Genomic DNA, 22,840 nt, shown 5'->3' with positions numbered 1-22,840 from the left:
GAGAACCCCTACGGCCGTCGCCCGCCCGGCCTGGGGGGCTCCACCGCGTCGCGGATGCTCGCGCGGGCGGTGGCGGCGACGGCTTCGGCGGTGAAGCCGAACTCCTCGTACAGCCGCTCGTAGTCGGCGGACGCGCCGTAGTGCTCCAGGCTGACGATGCGGCCGGCGTCGCCGACCACTTCGCGCCACCCCTGACCGACGGCGGCCTCGACACTCACACGGGCGCGCACGTCAGGCGGCAGTACCTCGTCCTGGTAGGACGACGGCTGCTCGGCGAACCATTCGCGGCAGGGCATCGAGACCACACGGACGGCCAGCCCTTCGTCGACCAGCAGCTTGCGGGCGCCGAGCGCGATGTGGACCTCCGATCCCGTCGCGACGAGGATGACGTCCGGGGCGGTTCCGGCCGCCTCCACGAGGACGTACGCGCCGCGCGCGGCTCCCTCGGCCGGGGCGTGGACGCCGTCGGCGCGGTCCAGCACCGGCAGGTTCTGCCGGGTCAGGACGAGACCGGCGGGCCGGTCCGTGTGCTCCAGGATCGTGCGCCAGCAGACGGTGGTCTCGTTGGCGTCGCCGGGGCGTACGACGTCGAGGCCGGGGATCGCGCGCAGAGCGGCCAGGTGTTCGACGGGCTGGTGGGTGGGCCCGTCCTCGCCCAGTCCGATCGAGTCGTGGGTCCACACGTAGGTGGCGGGGAGCTTCATCAGGGCGGCGAGGCGGACCGCGGGACGCATGTAGTCGCTGAACGTGAGGAAGGTGCCTCCGTAGGGACGCGTCAGGCTCTGCAGGGCAATGCCGTTGAGCACGGTGCCCATCGCGTGCTCACGGATACCGAAGTGCAGGGTCCGCCCGTAGGGGCCTCCCGCGAACTCCGTCGTCTGCCGGTCGGCCGGGACGAAGGAGGGCTCGCCGTCCATGGTGGTGTTGTTGCTGCCCGCGAGGTCCGCCGAGCCTCCCCACAGCTCGGGCAGGACCGGTGCGAGGGCGGTGAGCACCTTGCCGGACGCCTTGCGGGTGGCCATGCCCTTCGCGTCGGCAGGAAAGTCCGGAAGGGCCTCGGTCCAGCCGTCGGGGAGTTCCTGCTCCCGCAGCCGGTCCAGCAGGGCCGCCCGCTCCGGGGCGGCGGCGCGCCACTCCTCGTAGGTACGCTGCCAGCGTTTGCGGGCGTCCCTGCCCCGCTCCCCGACGGCCCGGGTGTGGGCGAGGACCTCGTCCTCGATGGGGAAGAACACCCCGGGATCGAAGCCGAGGAGCCGCTTCGTGCCGGCGACCTCGTCGTCACCCAGTGCCGCACCGTGCGCCTTGCCGGTGTTCTTCTTCGTCGGGGCGGGCCATCCGATGATCGTGCGCAGCATGATCATCGAGGGCCGGGACCGCTCAGCCTTCGCCGCCTCGATCGCGGTGAGCAGTGCGTCGACGTCCTCGACGTAGTCGCCCGTGCGGGTCCAGTCCACGGTCTGCACGTGCCAGCCGTACGCGGCGAAGCGGGCCGGGACGTCCTCGCTGAACGAGATGTCGGTGTCGTCCTCGATGGAGATGTGGTTGGAGTCGTAGAAGGTGATGAGGTTGCCGAGTTGCTGATGACCGGCCAGCGACGCGGCCTCGGACGCGACCCCCTCCATCATGTCGCCGTCGGACGCCAGCACGTACACGTGATGGTCGAACGGGCTGGTGCCCGGGGCCGCGTCCGGGTCGAGCAGGCCCCTCTCCCGGCGGGCGGCCATCGCCATCCCGACGGCGGCTCCCATTCCCTGGCCCAGCGGGCCGGTGGTGATCTCGACACCGCGGGTGTGCCGGTACTCCGGGTGGCCCGGGGTCGCCGAGTCCCAGGTCCGCAGCGCCTTCAGGTCCTCCATCTCCAGGCCGTAGCCGGCCAGGTAGAGCTGGATGTACAGCGTGAGGCTGGTGTGGCCGCACGAGAGGACGAAGCGGTCCCTGCCCAGCCACTGGTCGTCCTCGGGGTCGTGCCGCATCACCTGCTGGAACAGCAGATAGGCGAGCGGTGCGAGACTCATCGCCGTACCGGGGTGGCCGTTGCCCGTCCTCTGGACGGCGTCGGCGGCGAGGACCCTCACGGTGTCGACCGCGCGCAGGTCGACGTCTTTCCACCCCGCCCGCTCGGCCAGCGGCCGGGCGAGGCCGGGGTCCCGCGATGCTGTGCTGCCGGAAGAGGATCGCTCGGGCGCCATGGTGTCGTCTCCCTCGGACGTCGCTTCTCGGTTCGACGGGACCGGCCGGTGCGGCTCGCCACCCCCTCGCATCCTCCGTTCCCTCGCCGTCTTCCGCACCCGGAGCCGGCCGGGCGGTGCGGTGGGGCTGCTGATGCACGCCGGGCGGCGAACGCCCGGCACGGGGGCGGTGACGCACGGTCCCGCCGACCGGTCGCCTACCCGCTGGGGTGCCCGGCAGGCCCCTGCTGCCGCACCCGGACCATGCCGAGCCCCTCATGTTCGAGGAGGCACGGTCCGGCGGGCGGCAGGTGTGGCACAGTCGTGCCGGTGGATGAGCTGCGGCCTCAGGACCCCTCGCGCATAGGCGTGTACCAGCTACTCGGCCGGCTCGGTGCCGGCGGAATGGGGGAGGTGTTTCTCGGCCGGTCCCCCGGCGGACGGCTGGTGGCCGTGAAGGTGATCCGGGAGGAGATCAGTGAGCACCCGGAGGCGCTGGCCCGCTTCCGGCGGGAGGCCGCCACCGTGGAGGCCGTACGGAGCGCGTACACGGCCCAGTTGATCGAGGCCTCGCTCGACGCACCGCCCTACTGGCTGGCCACCGAGTACGTGGCCGGACCCACGCTGCGCGGGGCGGTGCAGAAGGGCGGGCCGTTCCCGCCCGGCAGTGCTCTGAGATTGTTCGCCGCCCTCGCCGAGGGGCTGGCCGCGGTCCATGTCCACGGAGTCACCCACCGGGATCTGAAACCGCAGAACGTGATCCTCTCACCGCAGGGGCCGCAGCTGATCGACTTCGGGATCGCCCGAGGACTCGGGCAGACGGTGCTCACACGGGACGGGATGGCCCCGGGGACCCCCGGTTTCGCGGCACCCGAGGTGGTCCTGCGCAACGCGGTCGGCCCTGCCGCCGACATGTTCGCGCTGGGGGCGACGCTCGCGTACACCGCGACCGGCAGACCGCCCTTCGGCTCGGGGGACCCGGCGGCGGTGAGCTACCGGGCCGTGCACGAGGACATCGACCTGGCGGGCGTGGAGCCCGCGCTCGCCGCGCTGATCCGGGAGTGCGTCGCGAAGGATCCGGCGGACCGGCCTGACCCCGCGGCCGTGATCGCACGTTGTGCGGTGGACTCGGCCCTGGCCGAGGACTCCCATTACCGTTCGCTGCCCCATGCCGTCGCGGCCACCGTACCGGGAGACACGGCGACCGCCCCTCTGCCGGGCGGCGGAACGGGGCAGGACGAGGCGGGCGCTCTCGCGGGTCCGCCCGGCCCGACGCCGTACGACGAGCCGCATCGCCGGACGCGCCCTGCCCGTACGGGGCCGCGGAGATCGCTCGGGCTCGCCGCGGTGGCGGCCGTGCTCGCCGCGTCGGCGACCGCTCTGCTGCTCTCGGGGGCGCCGGACGACCGTGCGGCGGACGGGGGGCCGACGGACGGGGTGGAGGGGTCCCGGCGGCCGGTCACCACCGCACCGGCCGCCGGGCCGCCGGACCACATCGTGAACGACCGTGAGTCACAGGACCGCTGGACCTTGTCCGACGACCCCGCGCAGGCTGCTCATGGCATCGGCTCCTGCGACCTGTCCGGCCTGGCCATGGACTCGCTTCCGGCGGGACTGCAGTCATCCGTCTCGCACACCACCGGCTCGGACACGGCCTCGGTGACCCTGCGCCCTGAGAACGCCGGCGAGGGGAAGCGCCCCGCTCCCTACTACGTGGCCGTGGGGGTCCGGCCCCCGCACGGGACCGACCCCGCCACGGGCCGCCCCACCCGGGCCGAGAGCAAGGGCATCGGCTTCACCAGCAAACCCGTCGACCTCTACTCGAGATGGTCCTCGGGCGGCACCCTCACCTTCAGGTATCCCGACGACTTCCGGGCTCACTTCGGCGAACGGACCGTCGACGCCATTCCGGTGGGCGACGACCGGGGCGACTGGACCGTGGTGCTGTACCACGTCGAGGGCGGCCCGAACCGGTACACCTCCGTCGTGTGCAACGGCTTCCACGCCTGAGAGCGGCCTGAGAACACCTGTGGACGGCCCGCGACCGGGCCGGCGGCCGGAGAGGGGCCATCCCGGAGCGGACGTGTTCCACCGGTGCGGCTCACGCCACCGCAACGTGGGTGAAGCGTGCCGCGGTGTGCAGTTCCGACTCGATGCTGTCGGCGGTGAGCCGGAGGCGGGGCAGCACCTGCTCCAGGCATTCGCCGATCGTCCGGCTGCTGCTGTGCATGGCGACGTTGATGGACGCGACCGCGGTTCCGGCCCTGTCCCTCACGGGTACGGCGATCGAGCGCAGGCCCGCTTCCAGCTCCTCGTCGACCAGGGCGTACCCCTCGGCGCGTACGCGTTCGAGCGCGGCTTCCAGCTCCGCACGGCGGGTGAGGGTGTGGGGCGCCAGCGGGCGCAGCTCCGCGTGGTCGAGGAGGGGTCCGAGTCCCGTGGCGGGCAGGTCGGCCAGCAGGACGCGGCCCAGCGAGGTGGCGTAGGCGGGGAATCGGGTGCCGACGGTGATGTTGACGTTCATGATGCGGTGGGTGGCGGCACGAGCCACGTACTGCACCGAGTCGTCCACGAGTACGGCGAGGGACGTCGATTCGTGAATCAGCCCTGCCAGCGCGGCGAGGTGCGGTTCGGCGATGCGCGGCAGGGTGATGCGGGAGAGCGGCGGATATCCGAGTGCCAGGACACGCGGGGTCAGCCGGTGGTCCCGCTCGTCGGCCACCACGTAGCCGAGGTGTTCGAGGGTGATCAGGGCGCGGCGCGCGGAGGCACGGGACAGGCCCGTGGCGCGGGCGACGGCGCTGAGGGTCAGGGCCGCCCCGGTGTCCCCGAACGCGGTGATGACGGTCAGGCCCCTGGCGAGGGACTCGACGAACTCCCGGCCCAGTTCCTGCTTCGAGGCCGACGTCCACGAGGCGAGACGCCCCGGTGCGGGCTCGGAGCCGCCCGGGGGTGCGTCGCGCAGCCGGGACTCCATGGCCGCGGCGGCGTCGCGAAGCCGGGGCAGCAGGCCGTCCCGGAGCCCCTGCGCGCTGTGCCGGCTGGTGTGACTGACCACGCTGAGCACGCACGCGATGCCTCCGGCGGGGTCGCGTACGGGCACGGCGAGGGCGAGGAGGCCGGGTTCGATCAGCTGGTCGTCCAGCGCCCAGCCGTCGGCCCGTGCCGCGTCCACGCGTTCTTCGAAGAGGTCGTCCGCCGGGCCGGGACGCGGCGGCAGGGACGGGAAGCCGGCTCCCTCCGGATCGGAGACCCGCCTCTCCCGCCATGCCTGCCACTGTGCGGGCCCCCAGAGGGTGGCGAAGAGGGCGCCCGGGGCGGTCCGTTCGGCGGGCAGCAGGTCGCCGATGCGGAAGCTCAGGGACATCGCACGGCGCCGGGTGGCCTGGTGCACGAAACGGATGTCCCCGCCGTCCGGCACCGCCAGCGATACGGACTCGTCGAGTTCGTCCGCCAGGGCGTCCACCCGGTCGCCGAGAAGGCCGGGGATGCGGATCGAGGACAGGTAGGCGTTGCCCAGCTCCATCAGGCGTGGTGCGAGGGTGACGGTCCGGCCGTCGAGGCGTACGTACCCCGTGCGGGCGAGGGTGAGGATGACACGGTCGACGGTGGAGCGGGCCAGTCCGGTGGCGCGCTCCAGGTCGCTGAGGGTGAGGGATCCGTCCGCGTCGGTCAGCCGACGCAGCACGGCGATGCCCCGCATGAGCGGTGCGACGGCCTCCGCGGGCACCTGGGTGCCGGGCTGGGTGGTGGTCCGGGTCGGTGACATCTGTTTCTCCGTCGGGTGCGTCCGTGCCGGAGAGACACGGTACGGCGGCGGACGGCCCGCCGATGCCCCGGCCCGGCCGGCCGTGTGCGCGGTCCGGATGTGCCGGCGGCTTCCGGGACCGTTGACAGAGCTCCGATCCGGGCGGCAGACTCCTCGATCACAGTGAAGGAAACTTCACCATGCGAACACTAGTGGAGGGGCAGTCCCATGGACAAGGTGGTCGCGTCAGCGGCGCTGGCCGTCGCCGACGTGCCGGACGGCGCGTCGGTGGCAGTGGGGGGCTTCGGTCTCAGCGGCGTGCCGAACGTGTTGATCGACGCCCTGTACGCGAGTGGCGTCAGCGGACTCGGTGTCGTGTCCAACAACTGCGGAGCGATGAACTCCGGTCTCGCGGTGCTGCTCTCCGCCGGCCGGATCAGCCGGGTCACCGGCTCGTACATCGGCGGCAACAAGGAGTTCGCCCGGCAGTACCTCGGGGGCGAACTCGAGCTCGAACTGATTCCGCAGGGCACCCTGGCCGAGCGGCTGCGGGCCGGAGGGGCGGGGATACCGGCGTTCTACACCCCCGCCGGGGTGGGCACGCAGGTCGCGGACGGCGGAATCCCCTGGCGTTACGACGGCGAGGGCGACGTGGCCCTGGCCTCCCCGGCCAAGGAAGTACGCGACTTCGACGGCACCGAGTACGTCCTGGAACACGGCATCCGCACCGACTTCGCCCTCGTCAGGGCGGCGAAGGGCGACCGGCACGGCAACCTCGTGTTCAACAAGTCCGCGCGCAACTTCAACCCACTCGCCGCCATGGCCGGCCGCATCACCGTGGCGGAGGTCGAGGAGCTGGTCGAACCGGGCGGGATCGACCCGGACCACGTGCACCTGCCGGGCGTCTTCGTTCAGCGGGTGGTCGTGCTGACCCCCGAGGAGGCCGTGGAGAAGAAGGTCGAGAAACGCACGATCACGGAGCGGGAGGCACAGGACTGATGGCCTGGGACCGGAACGAAATGGCAGCGAGGGCGGCCGCGGAGCTGCGCGACGGCGAGTACGTCAACCTCGGCATCGGGCTGCCGACGCTGATCCCGAACCACCTGCCCGAGGGCGTGCACGTGGTCCTGGAGTCCGAGAACGGCATCCTGGGCACCGGCCCCTTCCCGTACGACGAGGACGTCGACCCCGATCTGATCAACGCGGGCAAGGAGACGGTGACCGTCCGGCCCGGCGCCTCGTTCTTCGACTCGGCGCTCTCCTTCGGCATGATCCGCGGCGGTCACATCGACACCGCCGTGCTCGGGGCCATGGAGGTCTCCGCCCGGGGCGACCTCGCCAACTGGGCGGTGCCGGGAAAGATGGTGACCGGCATCGGCGGAGCCATGGACCTCGTGCACGGAGCCCGCCGCGTCATCGTGACCATGTCGCACACCGCCAAGGACGGCAGCCCGAAGATCGTCGAGGAGTGCACCCTGCCCCTGACCGGCAAGGCGTGCGTCCACCGCGTCATCACCGATCTCGCCGTGCTCGACGTGACCGACGGCGGCCTGGTCCTCGTGGAGACCGCCCCCGGGGTGACCGCCGCCGAGGTCCTGGAGAGGACGGCCGCTCCGGTCCGTACGGACGGGACGAGCGCGTCCTGAGGTTCCGCCTCCGCGACGTGTACGTCGTCGACGCCGCCCGCGCGGAAGGCGCTCCGGCTGGACCTCGCCGAAGCCGCGCCCGGCCGGAACGCCAGGTTCACGCCTGGTGAGCGGTCCGCGTCCCGCGTCCGTCGCCCGTGGGCGGCCCGGCTCCAGCGGCGACGTGGGTGGCCGCGCCCGACAGGGCCGTCTCCTGGTCCGCGACGGCATCGTCGAAGGGGGCACCACGACCGGCTGCGCCCGCCGGGCTCCGCACCCGACCGCGGCCGGCCCTCTCCCGAGCGGCGAAACGGGCGTGCCGGATGAATGATGAACAGATGCTGTGGTGCTGCGGGCGCCGTCCGGGCTCGTCGCCGGGCGGACCGGGCCGGGCTCCGACCTCGAAGCGGAAGGCATGAGCGCATGACCTCCCACACCGCGTTCCCGGCGGCGGGCCGGGTGCCGCCGCCGGGCGGTCAGGAAGACGCGAAGACTCCGGGCACGGGCGAAAGGGTCCGCCCTGGCACCGCGAGGGCCGCTCGATGAGGTCCGTGGACGGGCTGCTGGAGATCGGCTTCATGCGAACGGTGTTCGACAGCCTGGGTACCGGGGTGCTCGTCACCGACACCACCGGCCGCATCACCGCGTGCAATCCACGTGCGCAGCAGCTCCTCGACCGTCCACCGGATCAGATGCTGGGGCACGACATGCACGGCCTGCTGCACCGCCGTGAGGACGGCAGCGCCGTCTCGCGGGCCGAGTGCGTTCTGCTGGAGGTGCTGGAGGGCGGCAGGCCGGCCGAGGGGAGCGACGAACTCTTCCTTCGCGGGGACGGCAGCCTGGTGCCGGTCATCTGGGCGGCCACCCCCCTGCGGCACGAGGGCCGTGCGGAGGGGGCGGTGATCGTCTTCCACGATTTCAGCCTGCACCGTGACGCCGCCGAGCAGACCGCGGCCTATCTGGCCGCGCTGGAAGGGCTCACCGCCCGGCTGACGATGGTGGCGGAGGTCTCGACGGTCCTCATCTCCACCCAGGACACGCCGAAGATGCTGGACAGGCTGGCCGGGCTGCTCGTACCTGACATGGGTGACTGGGCGGCGATCGACGTACGCGCCGCGGAGCAGACCGGCGAGATGCAGCGCATCACCGTCAGGACGCTGGGCGGCCACGGCACGGCGCAAGCGCTCACCGGCCCGTTGCCGCCCCTGCCCGAATCCACCCGTTCGGCGGCGCTCCACGCACTGCGCAGCGCCGAGCCCGTCGTCCTGGACGCGGACGACCTCGCGGAGCAGCCGGACAGCCCTCTCGCGGCCGCCCACCGGGAGCTGTTCGACCGGCTGGGAGGCACCTGCGCCGTCGTGGTGCCCCTGAACACCCGGCGGCAGGTCTTCGGCGCGCTGACCGTGGCGCGCGCCGGCCCGGACGCCTCCTACACCGAGGCCGAGGTCTTCGTGCTCTCCGACATCGCGCGCCGCGCCGGACTCGTCATGGAGGCCGCCGAGCTGTTCGAACAGCAGCGCCACGTCGCCGAGACGATGCAGCGCCAGCTCCTCACTCCCCTGCCGCAGGTCGACCATCTCACGATGGCTGCCCGCTACCGGCCTGCCGAGAGTGTCGCCGAGATCGGCGGGGACTGGTACGACTCGTTCCTCCTCGGCGACGGAGTCCTGACGATGGTCATCGGGGACGTGGTCGGCCACGACCTCAAGGCCGCCGCCCACATGGCCGAGGTCCGCAACATGCTGCGCGCCCTGGCCTGGGACCGTACGGAGCCGCCCAGTCTGATCATGCGCCGTCTGGACGAGGCCATGACGCACACGAGCGACGCCCCCATGGCCACCTGCGTGTTCGCTCGCGTCGAAGGCGAGGAGGGCGGGCCCTGGCAACTGCACTGGGTCAACGCCGGCCACCCCCCTCCCCTCCTCATCACGGCAGACGGGCACACCCGCTTCCTCGAAGCCGGTCACGGCCCCCTTCTCGGTCTCAGCTCGGCCCTGCACCTGGGGTTGGGGTGGCCCGACGCCCGCGCGGACCTTCCGCCCCAGTCGACCCTCCTGCTCTACACCGACGGGCTCGTCGAGAGCCGGACCCGTGACATCGAGGCCGGCCTCGCCACGCTGCGCCGGCACGCGGCGGCCCTGGCCCGCCGCGACGTCGAGGAATTCCTCGACGAGCTTCTGGTCCGCATCGACCCCAGCGGCGACGACGTGGCCCTGCTCGTCCTGCGTACCCCGGCGGCCGGGGTCGGCGCCCACGACGAGGCACCACCGCTGCACGCGCACAGCCCGGCTGCCTCGAACCGGGGAGCGCCCGGATCCCGCATCGAGGACACTCCCGTCAGGGACACGTCCGAGCCGGCCTGATACATCGACGGAGCTTCCGCCAAGGGGGTACGGACACCTTCGATCCGGGCCCGGGGCATCCTGGTTCCTGGCCAGGCCGGCAGTTGCTGAAGCAGACCAGCGGGCTTCCGGAGTACACCGCACCGGTCGACTGGTCCGAGGCGGGCACCCCGGAGACCTGTCTGGCTCTCGCGCCTCAGCCGAGGGGGAACGGCTGACTCGCCCGCATGGATTTGAGCGCCTGCTCCCACGCCTGGGGCAGCGCTCCCACGCCCGGCATCCCGGTGTGGGAGCCGAACGCGATCCGGGCCCGCCCCTCGTACGACCACAGCAGGCAGGACAGGGCGTGGCCGGGGAAGGTGGGGGCTGCGGGCACCAGATCCAGAACCGGGGAACCGTGGAAGGACAGCGGCCTTCTGGACCGGACGGAGGAGACCACCGCCCGGCAGCCGGTGCCCGCGCTGATGCGCTCGCCGAGGACGAGGGCGGCCGGGAAGGGCGTCATCCGCCTGATCACCAGGTCGAGGGCGGCCCGGAGTCCGGGCCTGCGCCAGGTGGTCATCTGCGTACCGGTCTCGTGCAGCACCCGGTCTGGGTCTCCGGTGGGCAGCGCCAGACGCAACGGCGCGAAGTGGTTGCCCATCGTGCGCTGTTCGCCCGGCTCCCGCAGGTCCATCGGCACCACGACGTGGACCTGCCGGTCGCCGGGGAGCGGCCACCAGGAGTCGGCGGCCAGGGCGAAGCAGGCGGCGAGGACCTGCGTGAGGGTGGCGCCCGGCTGCTTGATGTCGTCCACGCCCACCGGCTCGGTCACCGCGTAGGTGGCCGTCCCCTCCCCCACAGCTGCCGCGGGTGCGGGCCAGGGCGCGGTGGGGCGTGCGGCCTGGATGATGGAGGCTGCCGCGGACGGCAGGTGCCTCAGCCCGGGCTTCAGCGCCCCCGACAGCAGGGGACGGCGCCGGGCGGGCGGGGCGGTGCCGAACAGCTGGTCGAGGGTGTGGGTGATGGCCATGCCGTCCATCTGGGTGTGATGGCAGCGGAAGACGAGAGCCCATCGGCCGGGGGTGAACCCGGTGGCGATCAGCACGTCCCACATGGGTGCCCCCGCCGGTGACACCGGTGGCCGCCGCCGCACCTGCTCCATCAGCGCGTCGACCCCCGCGCCGGCAGCGTCGCCGTCGAGCGTGAGCAGCGCGACGTGGTCGTCTGCGCACACCCGCTGCGGCTGCCAGCGGGCGCGGCCCACGGCCTCGGCGTACCGGTGCCGAAGGCCTGGAACGCGTCGCACGCGTGGCGCGATGTGGCCGGCGACCTCATCCGCTCCGGGCGCTTCGCCGTCCAGGATCAGTGCGGCGGAGATGTACATCTGCGCCGCGTGCGTGAGTGGAGCCATGTCCATCAGCACCGCGTCACCGGCCTGAGCCGGGAGAGTCGTCCTCGAGTGCACGTGTCCTCACGTCCTGTCTGCGGAGCGGTCCGCGCTGCGTCCGCGCTGTGGCACGGACGAGGCGGATCCGGGCGCCGGAGGCCCGTGAACGGACAACCCTCGCGGAGGCCGGCCGGTAGTGCTCCGGCAGCACGGCGGACGCCAGGATCACTCGTTCCGCTGGTTCCTCCACGGGAGCCATGTCCGATCTCCCGAGGAGCAGTTCGCGGAGGCGGGCGCCCCCTCGGCCCTCCACAACAGCAGCCTCATCAGCCTCAGGAGTCAGACGGTGCCCAGGACCACGCCGGGCACGTCGTCAGGTGCGGGCCGCCTGGTCGAGCAGCTTCTGCAGGTGGAGGCCGTGCGCCGCGTCGATGCCGGTCCCCTTGCCCGTCCGCACGGCGGTGGCGAACTCGCGCCGCAGGACCGGCCAGCACTCCTCGTGGTCGATGTCCGCCGTGTCATAGACCAACTCCTCCCCGGGGCCGAACAGTTCGACCCGGGTCCTGGCCCGCGGGAGCCGCACCGCGCCCGAGAGGGAAGCCTGGCTGACCGCACCGTTCTCGTGCTCACAGGTCAGCTCGGTCCAGCGGCGCGGATCCCCTGTGGCCCGTACGGAGACGATGGGGGCGACCGCGCTGTCGAGGAGGTCCAGGAGGTGGGGTCCGAGGTCGAGCAGCGCACCGTGCTCCAGCCGCCAGGACGTGGCGAACTCCCCGCCGAGGAAGGCTCCGTGCAGGTAGCAGGAGCGGGCTCCCGTCACCTCGCGGGTGGCCGCCTCGGCGAGGAAGGCGCGGGTGGCCGGGTGGTACCGCTTCGTGAGGACGAGCTGGGAGATCACCCCGTGGTGGGCGACGGCCTCCGCCACGGCGTTTGCCGCGTCGAGGTCCGCGCCGAGCGGCTTCTCCAGCAGGAGGGCGCGGCCCGCCGCCGCGACGCGTGGTGCGAGTGCGGCCTGCACGGCCGGGGGCACGGCGAACGCCACCGCCTCGCACCGGTCGAGGAGTTCCTCGAAGGAGGCGGCGACCGGGGCCCCGTACGGCCCGGCGACCTCGGCCGCGGCCTCCGGGCGGCGCGCCCAGACCGCGCTCAGGGCCGTCTCCGGCCCTGCCGCGAGCATGCGGGCGTGCATGGCGCGGGCCCAGGGGCCGGCGCCCACGAGGCCCACGCGGACCGGCTCGTAGGGCCAGATGTCTGAGGGAGGGGCGGTGGACATGGTGCTCTCCGTCGTTCTGCTGCGGGTGCGGTGCGCTCAGGCGCCGTCGCCGGCACGGGCCAGTGCCGCGAGGCGGGAGTCGGCGCGGTCGGGGGCGTACAGGTGGTCGATGACCATGCGGGCGGCACCGAGCAGGGCCGCCCGGTCGCCCAGTTCGGAGGTGACGACCTGGAGGTGGGCGGTGGTGCGTGGCATGGCGCGCTGGTAGATGAGTTCACGGACTCCGGTGAGGAACGGGGTGCCTGCCAGGTCCCCGCTCAGCATCAGTACACCGGGGTTGAGCAGGGTGACGACCGTGACCAGGACTTCGCCGACGCGCTGTCCCGCCTCGCGGGCGAGCCTGACGGCGTCCGGCTGACCCGCGGCGAGGTGCTCGCGCACGTCGGACCCCGACGCCGTGGGGACACCGGCGGCGGTGAGCTGTCCGGCGATGGACCGGCCGCTGGCGACCGCCGCGAGACAGCCGTAGGAGCCGCACATGCACAGCGCGTCGGGACGGTCGTGCAGGCGGATGTGTCCGATGTCGCCCGCTCCCCCGTCGATGCCCCGGTAGATCTCGCCGCCGACGACGACACCGGCGCCGATCCCCGTGGACGCCTTGACCAGGACGAAGGCGGTGCAGTCCGGGTGCCCTGCCCGCTGCTCCGCCAGGGCCATCAGGTTGGCGTCGTTGTCGACGAAGACGGGCAGGGGTCCCTCGGCCGGCATCGGCCCGACGTGCTCGGCCCAGGCCTCGCGCATCCGTTCCCGTACGGGGAAGCGGTCCCAGCCGGGCATGATCGGCGGCTGCACGATCCGGGCCGACTCCCAGTCCACCGGTCCGGGCACGGAGAGCCCGACGCCGCAGACCCGCTCGGCCCCCACACCGGCCTCGGCCAGCAGCGGGCCGGACCAGCGGGCCAGTTGGTCCAGGGCGCGGTCGGGGCCGTCGGCGATGACGAGGGCACCGGTGTGCTCGGCGAGGACGGTCCCGGAAAGGTCGAGCACCGCGACGCGGGCATGCCGGGTCCCCAGGTCCGCGACGAGCACCACGGCGTGCGTCGGGTCGAACTCCAGCCGGGCGGAGGGTCGTCCGCCCGTGGAGGTGCCGGTCGCACCGCGCAGCCAGCCCGCTCCGAAGAGCTGGTCGAGCCGGTGTCCCACCGTGGAGCGGGACAGGCCGGTCGCCTGCTGGAGCTCTCCGCGCGTGGTGGCCTCGCCGCTGCGGATGAGCTGCAGCAGATGCCCCGCGCTGGCCTGGTTTCCTGCCATCCCCGTCGTCCTCGCCCTGTCTGTCGCGTCCGTGCCTGCCCCGCAGGGCCGTCGGGTTTCCGACTGCCGGCCCGCCCGGCTCCCGGCGTCAGCCCTTGTCCGCACCGCTGGTCAGGCCCTCGGTGAGGAGCCGTTCGGCGGAGAAGAACAGGAGTACCACAGGGATGGTGAGGACGACCGACCCGGCCATCAGCACGGTCTTGGACACCTCGATGCCGTTGGCGAGTTGCTGGAGTCCCAGGGAGACGGTCCACAGCTCGGGGTCGGCCGCCAGGAAGAGGAGGGCGAACAGGAACTCGTTCCAGGCGATCATGAAGACGTACAGCCCGGTGGCCATGAGGGTCGGCAGGGCGAGGGGCAGGATGATCTTGCGTACGGTCTGCAGGCGCGACGCGCCGTCGATCGCCGCCGCCTCCTCGATGCTGAACGGGATGGTGACGAAGTAGTTCTTCAGCATGTAGATCGAGACGGGGACGGTCTGTGCGATGTAGACGATGGCGAGCCCTACGAGGCTGCCGGACAGCCCCATCTTCGCGAACATGACGAAGAGCGGGACGGCGAGCAGCGTGGCCGGGAAGAGGTAGACCGCGAGGAACACCGCGCTGACCTGACGGTTGCCGAAGAACTTCAGCCGGCTGACGGCGTACGCCCCTGGAACTGCGGCGGCCAGCGTGAGCAGGACCGTGGCGACGGCGACGAGCGCCGAGTTGAGCAGCATGCCGAGGAAGCCCTGACCGCCCTCCTCCGAGGACTTCAGGACGCTCTCGTACGTATCGAGGGTGAAGTCCTTCGCCGAGACCCAGAGGTTGCCCGGGTCCAGGAGCAGGGCGTCGATGGGCTTCACCGACAGCATCAGCATGTAGTAGAAGGGCACGATCGTGATCGCCGCGAGGAAGGCGATCACCACCCAGCGCAGGACTCCGAAGAACCGTTCCTCGAACTGGGCGCGGGTCATCCGCGGCCGGGAACGCCGCGCCGACGGCAGCGGGCGGGCGGTGCGCTCCGCCTCTTCGCGGGTCATGGTCGGGGTGGGGGTCATGCCGATTCCTCCTGCATCTTCTTGCCGAAGAACTTGAAGTAGATGCCCAGGAGGGCCATGAGCACGACGGCGAGGACGAGCGCCTGTGCGGAGGCGGCTCCGACGTCGAAGCGCGAGGTGAGGAAGTCGTAGACGCGGACGGCCACGACGTCCGTGCCGGAACCGCCGCCGGTGAGCAGGTAGATGTCGTCGAACTTGTTGAACGTCATGATGAAGCGCAGCACGGACAGCAGCGCGATGACGGGCAGCAGCTGCGGCAGCAGGATGTGCCGGAAGCGCTGGGACAGCGTGGCCCCGTCGACTTCCGCGGCCTCCTCCAGGCCGGCCGGCACCGCCTGGAGGCGGGCGAGCATGAAGAGGAAGGCGAACGGGAAGTAGCGCCAGGTCTCGAAGGCGATGACGGTGAGCAGCGCCAGCGGGATGTCGAAGTGGAGTCCGAACAGGCCGACTTCGTAGGACCTGGTGGACAGGAAGGCGATGGGGTCGTCCCATCCGAAGAGCTTGTGGCCCCATTCGTTCACGATGCCGTACTGCGGGCTGAGCGCCACCTCCCACACGAAGGAGACGGCGACCACGGGAGCGACGTACGGCAGGAGCATGGCGGCGCGCAGGGCGCCCCGTCCGCGGAAGGGCCTGCGCAGCGCGAGGGCGGCGATCAGTCCGAGGACGACGGAGCCGGCGGTGGAGCCGACGGTGTAGAGGAGCGTGGTGCCGAGACTGCTCCAGAAGCCGGGTGAGCCGAAGACCTGGGAGAAGTTGTCCAGGGTCCAGCGGCCGAACAGGCCGTTCTCCTGGATGTCGACCAGCTTGGCGTTCTGGAAGGCGAGCAGGACGGTCCACAGGATCGGCAGGATCACCACGACCAGGACCACCAGGAAGGTGGGGGTCACGAAGGCGAGGCCCGCGCGGTTCTCCCGCCTGCTCGAACTCTTCGGCGGGACGCGGCGCTTCTTCGCGCCGCTCTGGATTGTGCTCATGGGTCGGTTACCTCGTGAGGGAGCGGCGTGCGGCTACTGGAGGGACTTCTGGAGGGCGGTGACTTCGTCGTCGGCCTCCTCGGCGGCCTCGTCGGGCGAGAGCTGGCCGCTGGTCATCGCCCCGATGGCCTTGGCGACGGGGAGTTCACCGTTCGTGGCGCCGACGAGAGTGCCCTGGCCCTGGGTCAGGCCCCATCGCTTCATGCCGCCGACACCGGTGACGAGCCGGTCCAGGAGAGCCGAGGGATAGGCCTTCTGCATGGACTCGCGGCGGTCGACGCCCATGACGCTGGCGCGCCACGCCTGCTCGAAGGTGTCCGGAGAGTCCGCCGTGCCGGTGCGGACGGGGATCTTGCCCTCGGGTGCCATGCCGAACCAGTCGGCGTACCCCTTGCCCATCATGTACTCGATGAACTTGCTGGAGGCGTCCGTCTCGGCGGTCCTGGTGACGGCCCATGACGTGATCTCGCCGAACTGGGCGGGTTCCTTGCCGTCAGGGCCCTTCAAGGAGGTGACGACACCGGTGTTGCGGGCCAGGAATTCCGGGTCCTTCTTGCACTCCGGGCAGCTCGGCAGCGCGTCCGAGCGCAGGCCCGCCAGCTCGTCCAGGAGGAAGGACGACCAGACCATCATCGACGACTTCCCGGCGAAGTAGGTGGCGCGGGTGGTGTCCACGCTCTGGGTGCCGGGCGCTCCGTGTTCGCGCGCGAGATCGTCGTAGGCCGCGAAGGCGTTGCGGCAGGCCGGGGAGTCGAGAGCGGGCTCGCCCGCCTCGTCGACCAGCTGGCAGCCGTTGGCCAGAGCGAGGTCCTCGAAGCTCTGCTGGGTGAAGACGTCCGAGGGATCGGTGGCCAGGGAGATGCCGTCCCGGCCGCCGGTGTCGAGGGTGGCGGCGGCCTTCAGGGCGCTCGCGTAGTCGTCCGGCGCGTCGAGCCCGGCCTCGGCGAAGAGGTCCTTGCGGTAGACGAGGATCTGCAGCCAGGCGTCGGAGGGGACGCCGAGCCTGGTGGCGCCGTCGGAGGTGAGCGCGAGCGCGTTGCTGTTGAACGTGCCCGGCTGCAGGTCCTTCACGATGCGGTCCGCGACCTCGGTGTTCAGCAGGCCGTTGCCGTACATCTGCCAGACCTGGCCCATCGGGACCGCCCCGATCACGTCCGGGAGCCTGCCGGCCGCCGCCGCGGACATGATCAGCTGCGGCAGCTGCGCCTCGTCCACACCGACGAGATCGACCTCGACGCCGCTCTCCTTCTCGAAACGGCTGATGACCTTCCTGGTCGCCGCCATCCGCGGCGGCAGGTTCTCCTGCGACCACACCGTGATCCTGTGGTCGGGCCGCTCTGTGCCGGAGCTGCCTGAGCAGCCGGCCAGCAGGCCTGCCGCCAGGGTCGCGGCGAGCCCGAACAGGGTCGCCCTCGACCGTCGGGTCTTCATCACCATGCTGTGTCCTCACGCCACTTACGCATTTTCCTGATGCATCTCAGCATCACTTTTGCTTGTTGACAAGACGTAACTCTGAGATATCTTCGACTGAAGTCAGCGAGCAACACCCCTCCAAGCGCTACCGGAGCTCCCCGTGGAACGCGTCGTCCAGTTCACCGGCCCCCGACAGGTCGAAGTCGCCGAGCACGAGAGCGCTCCGCTCCCCGCCGGGCACCTGCGGGTCCGCACCCGCTACTCCGGCATCTCGGCAGGAACCGAACTCACCGCCTACCGGGGGACGAACCCGTACCTGACGCGCACCTGGGACGCCGAAGCCCGGATCTTCCGCGACGGAGCGGCCGGGATCGAGTACCCGGTGGCCGGCTGGGGCTACTCCGAGGTCGGTGAGGTCACCGAGGTCTCCCCCGAGCTCGTCGGCACGCCCGGCATGCCGGTCACGGGCGACCTGGTCTGGGGCATCTGGGGTCACCGCAGCGAGGGCATCGTCCCGGCCGAGCGCATGGCGGGCCACACCCTGCCCGCCGGTCTGGAACCGCTCGCCGGGGCCTTCGCCCGGGTCGGCGCCATCGCGTACAACGCGATCCTCGCCGCGGACATCCACCTGGGCGAGGACGTGGCCGTCTTCGGCCAGGGCGTCATCGGCCTGCTCACCACCCGCCTCGCCCAGCTCAACGGCGGGCGCGTCACCGCGGTCGACGCGCTCGACGGCCGGCTCGCGACCGCCCGTGAGTACGGCGCACGGCACACCCTCAACGCCAGGACCGACAGCGTCGCCGAACGCATCCGGGCCGCCACGGGCGGGGCGGGGGCCGACGTCGCCATCGAGATCAGCGGTGTGTACCCGGCCCTGCACGAGGCCCTGCGCTCCGTCACCGTCGGCGGCCGGGTCGTGGCGTCCGGCTTCTACCAGGGCGACGGCGCCGGTCTGCGCCTCGGCGACGAGTTCCACCACAACCGGGTGCAGCTGATCTGCTCCCAGATCGGCGGGGTGCCGCCGCAGCTGGCGGGCCGCTGGACCGTCGAGCGGCTCCAGCAGACCTTCCTCTCGCTGGTCGCCGAAGGGCAGGTCGACGTGAAGTCCCTGGTCAGCCACGTCGTCCCGGTGGCGGCTGCCGCCGACGCGTATGTGCTGCTCGACGAGACTCCGGCCGACGCCCTTCAGGTCGTCCTGGAGTTCTGACCGCGAGCCCGGCGGCACCCGGGCGGGCCGGCGACCCTGCCGGCCGCCCACCCGACACGAACGACAGCCAGAACACAGCGCGCCCTCCGTCGGCGCCGAAAGGCATCCCATGCTGAGAACCGCCTGCCAGGAACAGCTCCTCCCCGGCGACACGCTCCAGGAGAAATGGGCCTTCGCCCAGGACGCCGGCTACGACGCCGTGGAGTTGCGGTCCAAGGGCGACTTCCACTTCCGTGGCCGTCTGCCCGAGCTGAAGCAGGCCCTGGCCGACGGCGTGATCATGCCGACGGTCTGTGTCGACATGCTTCACTTCTTCGCGGCGTTCGACGACGACCTGCGCCGTGACGCGCTGGAGCAGATGAGGTCCCAGCTCTCCGTCGCCGCCGAGATCGGAGCGCTGGGGGTCCAGACCCCCGCCTCCTACGGGATGTTCTCGCGCAGGCTCCCCCCGTTCGAGCCGCCGCGCACCGAGGAGCAGGACCGCGAGGTGCTGCTGGCCGGCCTCTCCGAGCTGGGCGAGCACGCGCGCCGCGAGGGCGTCACCCTCTATCTGGAACCGCTCAACCGGTACGAGGACCACATGGTCAACCGGCTGGAGCAGGCCGTCGAGCTGATCCGCACGGTGGGGCTCGACTCCGTCCGCATCGGCATCGACAGCTACCACATGAACATCGAGGAGGCCGACCCCTCGGCCTCGGTCCTGGCGGCAGCCCCCTACATCGGTCACGCCCAGGTCAGCGACTCGAACCGCTTCCAGCCGGGCGCCGGGCACCTGGACTGGCCGGCCTGGATCGGCGCCCTGCACAGCATCGGCTACGACGGCTACCTCGCCGCCGAATGCCGGCTGACCGGCGACCCCCTCGCGGCCGTACGCTCCATCCCCGGGTTCCTCCGGAGGTCCGGCGCGTGACGTCGCTGCTCGAAACCCCCGCGCCCGCCGCCGCCGGTCACCTGGCCCTTCGGCGCGGCGCGGCGCGGGTGCTCCTCACCAACTGGACGGGCTCCTCCACCGTTCCGTCGCGCGGCCTGTATCCGCACCAGTGGAGCTGGGACTCGGCCTTCATCGCGATCGGGCTGCGCCATCTCTCGGTGCGCCGGGCCCAGCGCGAGCTGGAGAGCCTCCTGGGCGCGCAGTGGTCCGACGGACGCGTTCCCCACATCGTCTTCAGCCCTGCGGTGCCTCTCGACGCGTACTTCCCCAGCCCCGACTTCTGGCGCTCCTCCACGGCCGGCGCCCCCTCCGGCGCCCCGGCCGGCACCGAGACCTCCGGCATCGTGCAGCCCCCGGTGCACGCCCTCGCCGCCTGGCTCGTCCACCTCGCGGACCCGGAGACCTCGCGCAGCCGCGGCTTCCTGCCCCGTGTGTACGACCGCCTCGTGGCCTGGCACGACTACCTCACGGGCCCCCGCGACCTCGGCGGCGGCGGACTGGCGGCCATGGTGCATCCGTGGGAGCCCGGCATGGACAACAGCCCCTGCTGGGACGGCCCGTTGCGACGCGTCGACCCGGCCGCCCCCGGTTCGTACCGGCGCGCCGACCTCGACCACGGGCAGGCCGCGGAACGTCCCACCGATCTGGACTACGGGCGGTATGTGCGGCTGGCCGCCGACTACCGGGACAGCGGCTACGCGGACGTGCCGGGCGAGCACGCCTTCGCGGTCGAGGACCCCTGTGTCAACGCCCTGCTGATCGTCTCGGAGCACGCCCTCGCCCGGATCGCCGCGGAGACGGGCGGGGACCCCGCCCTTCACGAGGCGCGGGCGGCACGCCTCACGGAGGCCCTGGTGGCGCGGCTCTGGTCGCCCTCCGACGGCATGTTCCTCTGCCGTGACCTGGTCGGCGGCGAGCTGATCCCCGAGCGCAGCGTCGCCGGGCTCGTCCCGCTCGTCGTCCCCGGACTCCCCCAGCACGTCGTGGACGCCCTGCTCGATACGGCGACGGGCACCGGTTTCCGGCTCGGCGAGGTCCCGATGGCACCGTCGTACGACTTCACGGGTCACGCCTTCGATCCCTCCCGCTACTGGCGTGGTCCCGCCTGGTTCAACACCAACTGGCTGCTGGAGCGCGGTCTGCGCCGGTACGGCCGGGCGCGCGCGGCGGACGCGCTGCGCACGGCCATGCTGGACGCGGCCGGCGCCAGTTCCTTCGCCGAGTACGTGGACCCGTTCACCGCCCAGGCCCGGGGCACCCGAGCCTTCGGCTGGACGGCGGCCCTCACCCTCGATCTGCTGGCCGCGGCGCGGAATTCGGACGACACCGGCCCCGCCGGTCCCGCCGCTCCCGCGAGCGCCCTTCCGATCGGAGCACGTACGTGAACGCCACAGCGGACACCACCCTGGTCGGCGCGGGCACCTTCGCCGTACTCGGGACCGACGGCGGCGTGAGCGGCCGCCGCGGTACCTCCCCCGACGGCCTGTTCCATCGCGACGCCCGGCACCTGAGCCGCTGGGCGCTGACCGTCGACGGTGCCGCACCGGCCGTGCTGGTGCCGTCGTCCGGCGAGGCGTCGGCCCTGTGCGTACTCACGCCACCCGGCACCCGGGACGAGCCGGCGGCCTACACCGTCTTCCGTGAACAGGCGGTCGCCGCAGGTGTGCTGACGGAGCGTCTGCGACTGGTCAACAACCGTCCCGCGCCCTCCACCGCGGTCCTCTCCCTGATCGCGGACGCCGACTTCGCCGACCAGTTCGAACTGCGCTCCGACAAGCGCCGGTACGAGAAGGCCGGCGCCGTGCGCACGGCACTCGCCCACGCGGAGGGAGTCACCTTCACCTACGAGCGCGGCGAGTGGCTGTCCCGTACGGCGGTGTGCGCCTCCCCCGCCCCGGTGTCCGTCGAGCCCTCCGACGCGCAGGCCACGGCGCACCAGCTCGACTGGCACCTGGAACTGCCCGCCCACGGCGCGGCCGAACTCCTGCTCACCGTCACGGCGTACGCCCATGGCGCACCCGCGCCGGCCCTGGTCGGCTCACCGGCGGAAGCCGTCGCCGAACACGGGGCGCTCACATCGGCGTTCACGAGCACACCGCTCCCCTTGCCGGCGGACGCGCCCGAGGGTCTGGCCGCCGCATGCGCACGTGGCCTGAGCGATCTGGCGGCGCTTCGGGTTCCCGCCACCGGCCCGGACGGCGAGCGCGTGTGTGTACCGGCGGCAGGTGTCCCCTGGTTCCTCACCCTCTTCGGGCGCGACTCCCTGTTCACCTCGCTCTTCGCGCTGCCCTACCGGCCGGAACTGGCGGAGGGGACCCTGCGCGCCCTCGCGGCGACCCAGGGCACGGAGTACGACACCGGCCGAGGGGAGCAGCCGGGGCGCATCGTCCACGAGATCCGGCACGGCGAACTGGCTCACTTCCGCCAGGTGCCCTACGGCCGCTACTACGGCTCCGTGGACGCCACCCCGCTCTTCCTGGTGCTCCTGGAGAGCTACACCGAGGCCACAGGTGACCGCGAGCTCGCCACCCGCCTCGAGCTCCAGGCCCGGGCCGCCGTGACCTGGATGTTCCGCGACGGAGGTCTGGACGACGGCGGCTACCTGGTCTACTCGCCCGACCCGCAGGGCCTGGTGAACCAGAACTGGAAGGACTCCGACGGCGCCGTCTGCTTCCTCGACGGCACCCAGGCCGAGGGGCCGATAGCCGTCGCGGAGGCACAGGGGTACGCGTACGACGCGCTGGTACGCACCGCGCGGCTGGCCCGTTCCCTGTGGGACGACGCCACGTACGCCGACCGGCTCGAGAGCGCTGCCGCCGATCTGCGGGCCCGGTTCCTGCGGGACTTCTGGATGCCCGGCCCCGACTTCCCGGCCCTCGCCCTGGACGGCGCCGGCCGGCAGGTCGACTCCCTGGCGTCGGACGCCGGACATCTGCTGTGGTCCGGCATCCTGGACGAACGACACGCACAGCGGGTGGGGCGGCGGCTGCTGGAAGACGACTTCTTCTCCGGGTGGGCCATCCGTACGCTGGCGTCAGGCCAGCCCGGATACCATCCCCTCTCGTATCACCGGGGCACCTCCTGGCCGCACGACAACGCGGTCATCCTGCTCGGGCTGGCACGGTGCGGGCTGAGGGACGAGACGCGAACGGTGGCCCTGGGCCTGCTGGAGGCGTCGGCCCACCACGGCCACCGGCTGCCCGAGGTGATGGCGGGCTACTCCCGCGCACAGCACCCCCGCCCGGTGCCGTATCCCCATTCGTGCTCACCGCAGGCCTGGGCGGCGGCAACGCCCCTGGCCGTGCTCACCGCGCTGCGAACGGCACGGCCGGCAGAGGTCGGGCCGCCGGCTCCCCGCGCGCGACCGTAGGGGCACACGGCTGTCGCGGTACGGGCCCTCACCCTTCGGACCCGCGGTCGCGATGAGGGCCGCCAGGGGTGCCCCGCAAGGGGCAGCCCGCGTCCGGTCATCGGTCATGGCCCAGGACCGCAGCCGC

At 72.2% G+C, this 22,840-nt stretch carries 16 protein-coding genes; 8 read left to right on the top strand and 8 right to left on the bottom strand.

Annotated elements, in window-relative coordinates:
* Positions 1-8 precede the first annotated feature (8 nt).
* Positions 9-2,189: a transketolase gene (gene tkt, locus OO67_RS32020; protein WP_033305298.1), complete on the bottom strand. Its 2,181-nt coding sequence runs from the start codon at positions 2,187-2,189 to the stop codon at positions 9-11.
* A gap of 309 nt (positions 2,190-2,498) precedes the next feature.
* Between tkt and OO67_RS32015 the strand changes: the two genes are divergently transcribed.
* Positions 2,499-4,178 (top strand): serine/threonine-protein kinase, encoded by a 1,680-nt coding sequence (locus OO67_RS32015; protein ID WP_244300394.1) that lies wholly within the window; start codon positions 2,499-2,501, stop codon positions 4,176-4,178.
* 91 nt (positions 4,179-4,269) lie between these two features.
* On the opposite strand, the gene OO67_RS32010 is transcribed toward OO67_RS32015, so the two are convergent.
* Complete coding sequence (locus OO67_RS32010; RefSeq protein WP_033305296.1) at positions 4,270-5,937, bottom strand: IclR family transcriptional regulator domain-containing protein; 1,668 nt, start codon at positions 5,935-5,937, stop codon at positions 4,270-4,272.
* A 207-nt stretch (positions 5,938-6,144) separates the two neighbouring features.
* Here OO67_RS32010 and OO67_RS32005 point away from each other — a divergent pair, with 207 nt between their 5' ends.
* The 3 genes from OO67_RS32005 (at position 6,145) to OO67_RS31995 (ending at position 9,904) form a co-directional block, all read left to right on the top strand.
* Positions 6,145-6,915 carry a CoA transferase subunit A gene (locus OO67_RS32005; protein WP_033305295.1) on the top strand — a complete coding sequence of 257 codons (771 nt, stop codon included), beginning with the start codon at positions 6,145-6,147 and terminating at the stop codon, positions 6,913-6,915.
* Entirely contained in the window at positions 6,915-7,562 is a 648-nt protein-coding gene (locus tag OO67_RS32000) for a CoA transferase subunit B (protein WP_033305294.1), read from the top strand. The genes OO67_RS32005 and OO67_RS32000 overlap by 1 nt, the downstream gene beginning before the upstream one ends.
* Positions 7,563-8,083: 521 nt before the next feature.
* Positions 8,084-9,904 (top strand): SpoIIE family protein phosphatase, encoded by a 1,821-nt coding sequence (locus tag OO67_RS31995; RefSeq protein ID WP_033305293.1) that lies wholly within the window; start codon positions 8,084-8,086, stop codon positions 9,902-9,904.
* Positions 9,905-10,079: 175 nt separating this feature from the next.
* On the opposite strand, the gene OO67_RS31990 is transcribed toward OO67_RS31995, so the two are convergent.
* The 6 genes from OO67_RS31990 to OO67_RS31960 all read right to left on the bottom strand — a co-directional run bounded on the left by OO67_RS31990 (position 10,080) and on the right by OO67_RS31960 (position 17,229).
* The gene (locus OO67_RS31990; RefSeq protein ID WP_157841751.1) at positions 10,080-11,330 is read right to left on the bottom strand and encodes a WS/DGAT domain-containing protein; all 1,251 of its coding nucleotides are present in this window, start codon (positions 11,328-11,330) and stop codon (positions 10,080-10,082) included.
* Positions 11,331-11,625: 295 nt separating this feature from the next.
* Positions 11,626-12,525 (bottom strand): Gfo/Idh/MocA family protein, encoded by a 900-nt coding sequence (locus OO67_RS31980; RefSeq protein ID WP_051710085.1) that lies wholly within the window; start codon positions 12,523-12,525, stop codon positions 11,626-11,628.
* A gap of 36 nt (positions 12,526-12,561) precedes the next feature.
* Positions 12,562-13,776, bottom strand: a complete 1,215-nt coding sequence (locus OO67_RS31975; protein ID WP_033305290.1) for an ROK family transcriptional regulator — start codon at positions 13,774-13,776, stop codon at positions 12,562-12,564.
* A gap of 88 nt (positions 13,777-13,864) precedes the next feature.
* Positions 13,865-14,731, bottom strand: a complete 867-nt coding sequence (locus OO67_RS31970) for a carbohydrate ABC transporter permease (RefSeq protein ID WP_033305398.1) — start codon at positions 14,729-14,731, stop codon at positions 13,865-13,867.
* 80 nt (positions 14,732-14,811) lie between these two features.
* Complete coding sequence (locus OO67_RS31965; RefSeq protein WP_033305289.1) at positions 14,812-15,792, bottom strand: carbohydrate ABC transporter permease; 981 nt, start codon at positions 15,790-15,792, stop codon at positions 14,812-14,814.
* A 33-nt stretch (positions 15,793-15,825) separates the two neighbouring features.
* A complete protein-coding gene (locus tag OO67_RS31960; protein ID WP_033305288.1) occupies positions 15,826-17,229 on the bottom strand; it encodes an ABC transporter substrate-binding protein in 1,404 nt (467 codons plus the stop codon).
* A 136-nt stretch (positions 17,230-17,365) separates the two neighbouring features.
* Between OO67_RS31960 and OO67_RS31955 the strand changes: the two genes are divergently transcribed.
* The 4 genes from OO67_RS31955 to OO67_RS31940 all read left to right on the top strand — a co-directional run bounded on the left by OO67_RS31955 (position 17,366) and on the right by OO67_RS31940 (position 22,713).
* Positions 17,366-18,412, top strand: a complete 1,047-nt coding sequence (locus OO67_RS31955) for a zinc-dependent alcohol dehydrogenase (protein WP_033305287.1) — start codon at positions 17,366-17,368, stop codon at positions 18,410-18,412.
* 109 nt (positions 18,413-18,521) lie between these two features.
* Positions 18,522-19,322 (top strand): sugar phosphate isomerase/epimerase family protein, encoded by an 801-nt coding sequence (locus OO67_RS31950; RefSeq protein WP_033305286.1) that lies wholly within the window; start codon positions 18,522-18,524, stop codon positions 19,320-19,322.
* Positions 19,319-20,728: an MGH1-like glycoside hydrolase domain-containing protein gene (locus OO67_RS31945; protein ID WP_033305285.1), complete on the top strand. Its 1,410-nt coding sequence runs from the start codon at positions 19,319-19,321 to the stop codon at positions 20,726-20,728. Before OO67_RS31950 ends, OO67_RS31945 begins: the two co-directional genes overlap by 4 nt.
* Complete coding sequence (locus OO67_RS31940; RefSeq protein WP_051710081.1) at positions 20,725-22,713, top strand: amylo-alpha-1,6-glucosidase; 1,989 nt, start codon at positions 20,725-20,727, stop codon at positions 22,711-22,713. The genes OO67_RS31945 and OO67_RS31940 overlap by 4 nt, the downstream gene beginning before the upstream one ends.
* Positions 22,714-22,840 lie beyond the last annotated feature (127 nt).

The organism is Streptomyces atroolivaceus, assembly GCF_000717025.1.
Lineage (GTDB): Bacteria > Actinomycetota > Actinomycetes > Streptomycetales > Streptomycetaceae > Streptomyces > Streptomyces atroolivaceus.
The sequence above is the reverse complement of the archived record's forward strand: the minus strand, read 5'-3'. Positions and strand labels throughout refer to the sequence as shown.

Excerpts from the sequence above, each read along its gene's own strand:
- OO67_RS31975 (WP_033305290.1), bottom strand. The coding sequence starts at position 13,776 with ATGGCAGGAAACCAGGCCAGCGCGGGGCATCTGCTGCAGCTCATCCGC.
- OO67_RS31980 (WP_051710085.1), bottom strand. The coding sequence starts at position 12,525 with ATGTCCACCGCCCCTCCCTCAGACATCTGGCCCTACGAGCCGGTCCGC.
- OO67_RS31950 (WP_033305286.1), top strand. The coding sequence starts at position 18,522 with ATGCTGAGAACCGCCTGCCAGGAACAGCTCCTCCCCGGCGACACGCTC.
- OO67_RS32000 (WP_033305294.1), top strand. The coding sequence starts at position 6,915 with ATGGCCTGGGACCGGAACGAAATGGCAGCGAGGGCGGCCGCGGAGCTG.
- OO67_RS31960 (WP_033305288.1), bottom strand. The coding sequence starts at position 17,229 with ATGGTGATGAAGACCCGACGGTCGAGGGCGACCCTGTTCGGGCTCGCC.
- tkt (WP_033305298.1), bottom strand. The coding sequence starts at position 2,189 with ATGGCGCCCGAGCGATCCTCTTCCGGCAGCACAGCATCGCGGGACCCC.
- OO67_RS32005 (WP_033305295.1), top strand. The coding sequence starts at position 6,145 with ATGGACAAGGTGGTCGCGTCAGCGGCGCTGGCCGTCGCCGACGTGCCG.
- OO67_RS31970 (WP_033305398.1), bottom strand. The coding sequence starts at position 14,731 with ATGACCCGCGCCCAGTTCGAGGAACGGTTCTTCGGAGTCCTGCGCTGG.
- OO67_RS31995 (WP_033305293.1), top strand. The coding sequence starts at position 8,084 with ATGAGGTCCGTGGACGGGCTGCTGGAGATCGGCTTCATGCGAACGGTG.
- OO67_RS31965 (WP_033305289.1), bottom strand. The coding sequence starts at position 15,792 with ATGAGCACAATCCAGAGCGGCGCGAAGAAGCGCCGCGTCCCGCCGAAG.
- OO67_RS32010 (WP_033305296.1), bottom strand. The coding sequence starts at position 5,937 with ATGTCACCGACCCGGACCACCACCCAGCCCGGCACCCAGGTGCCCGCG.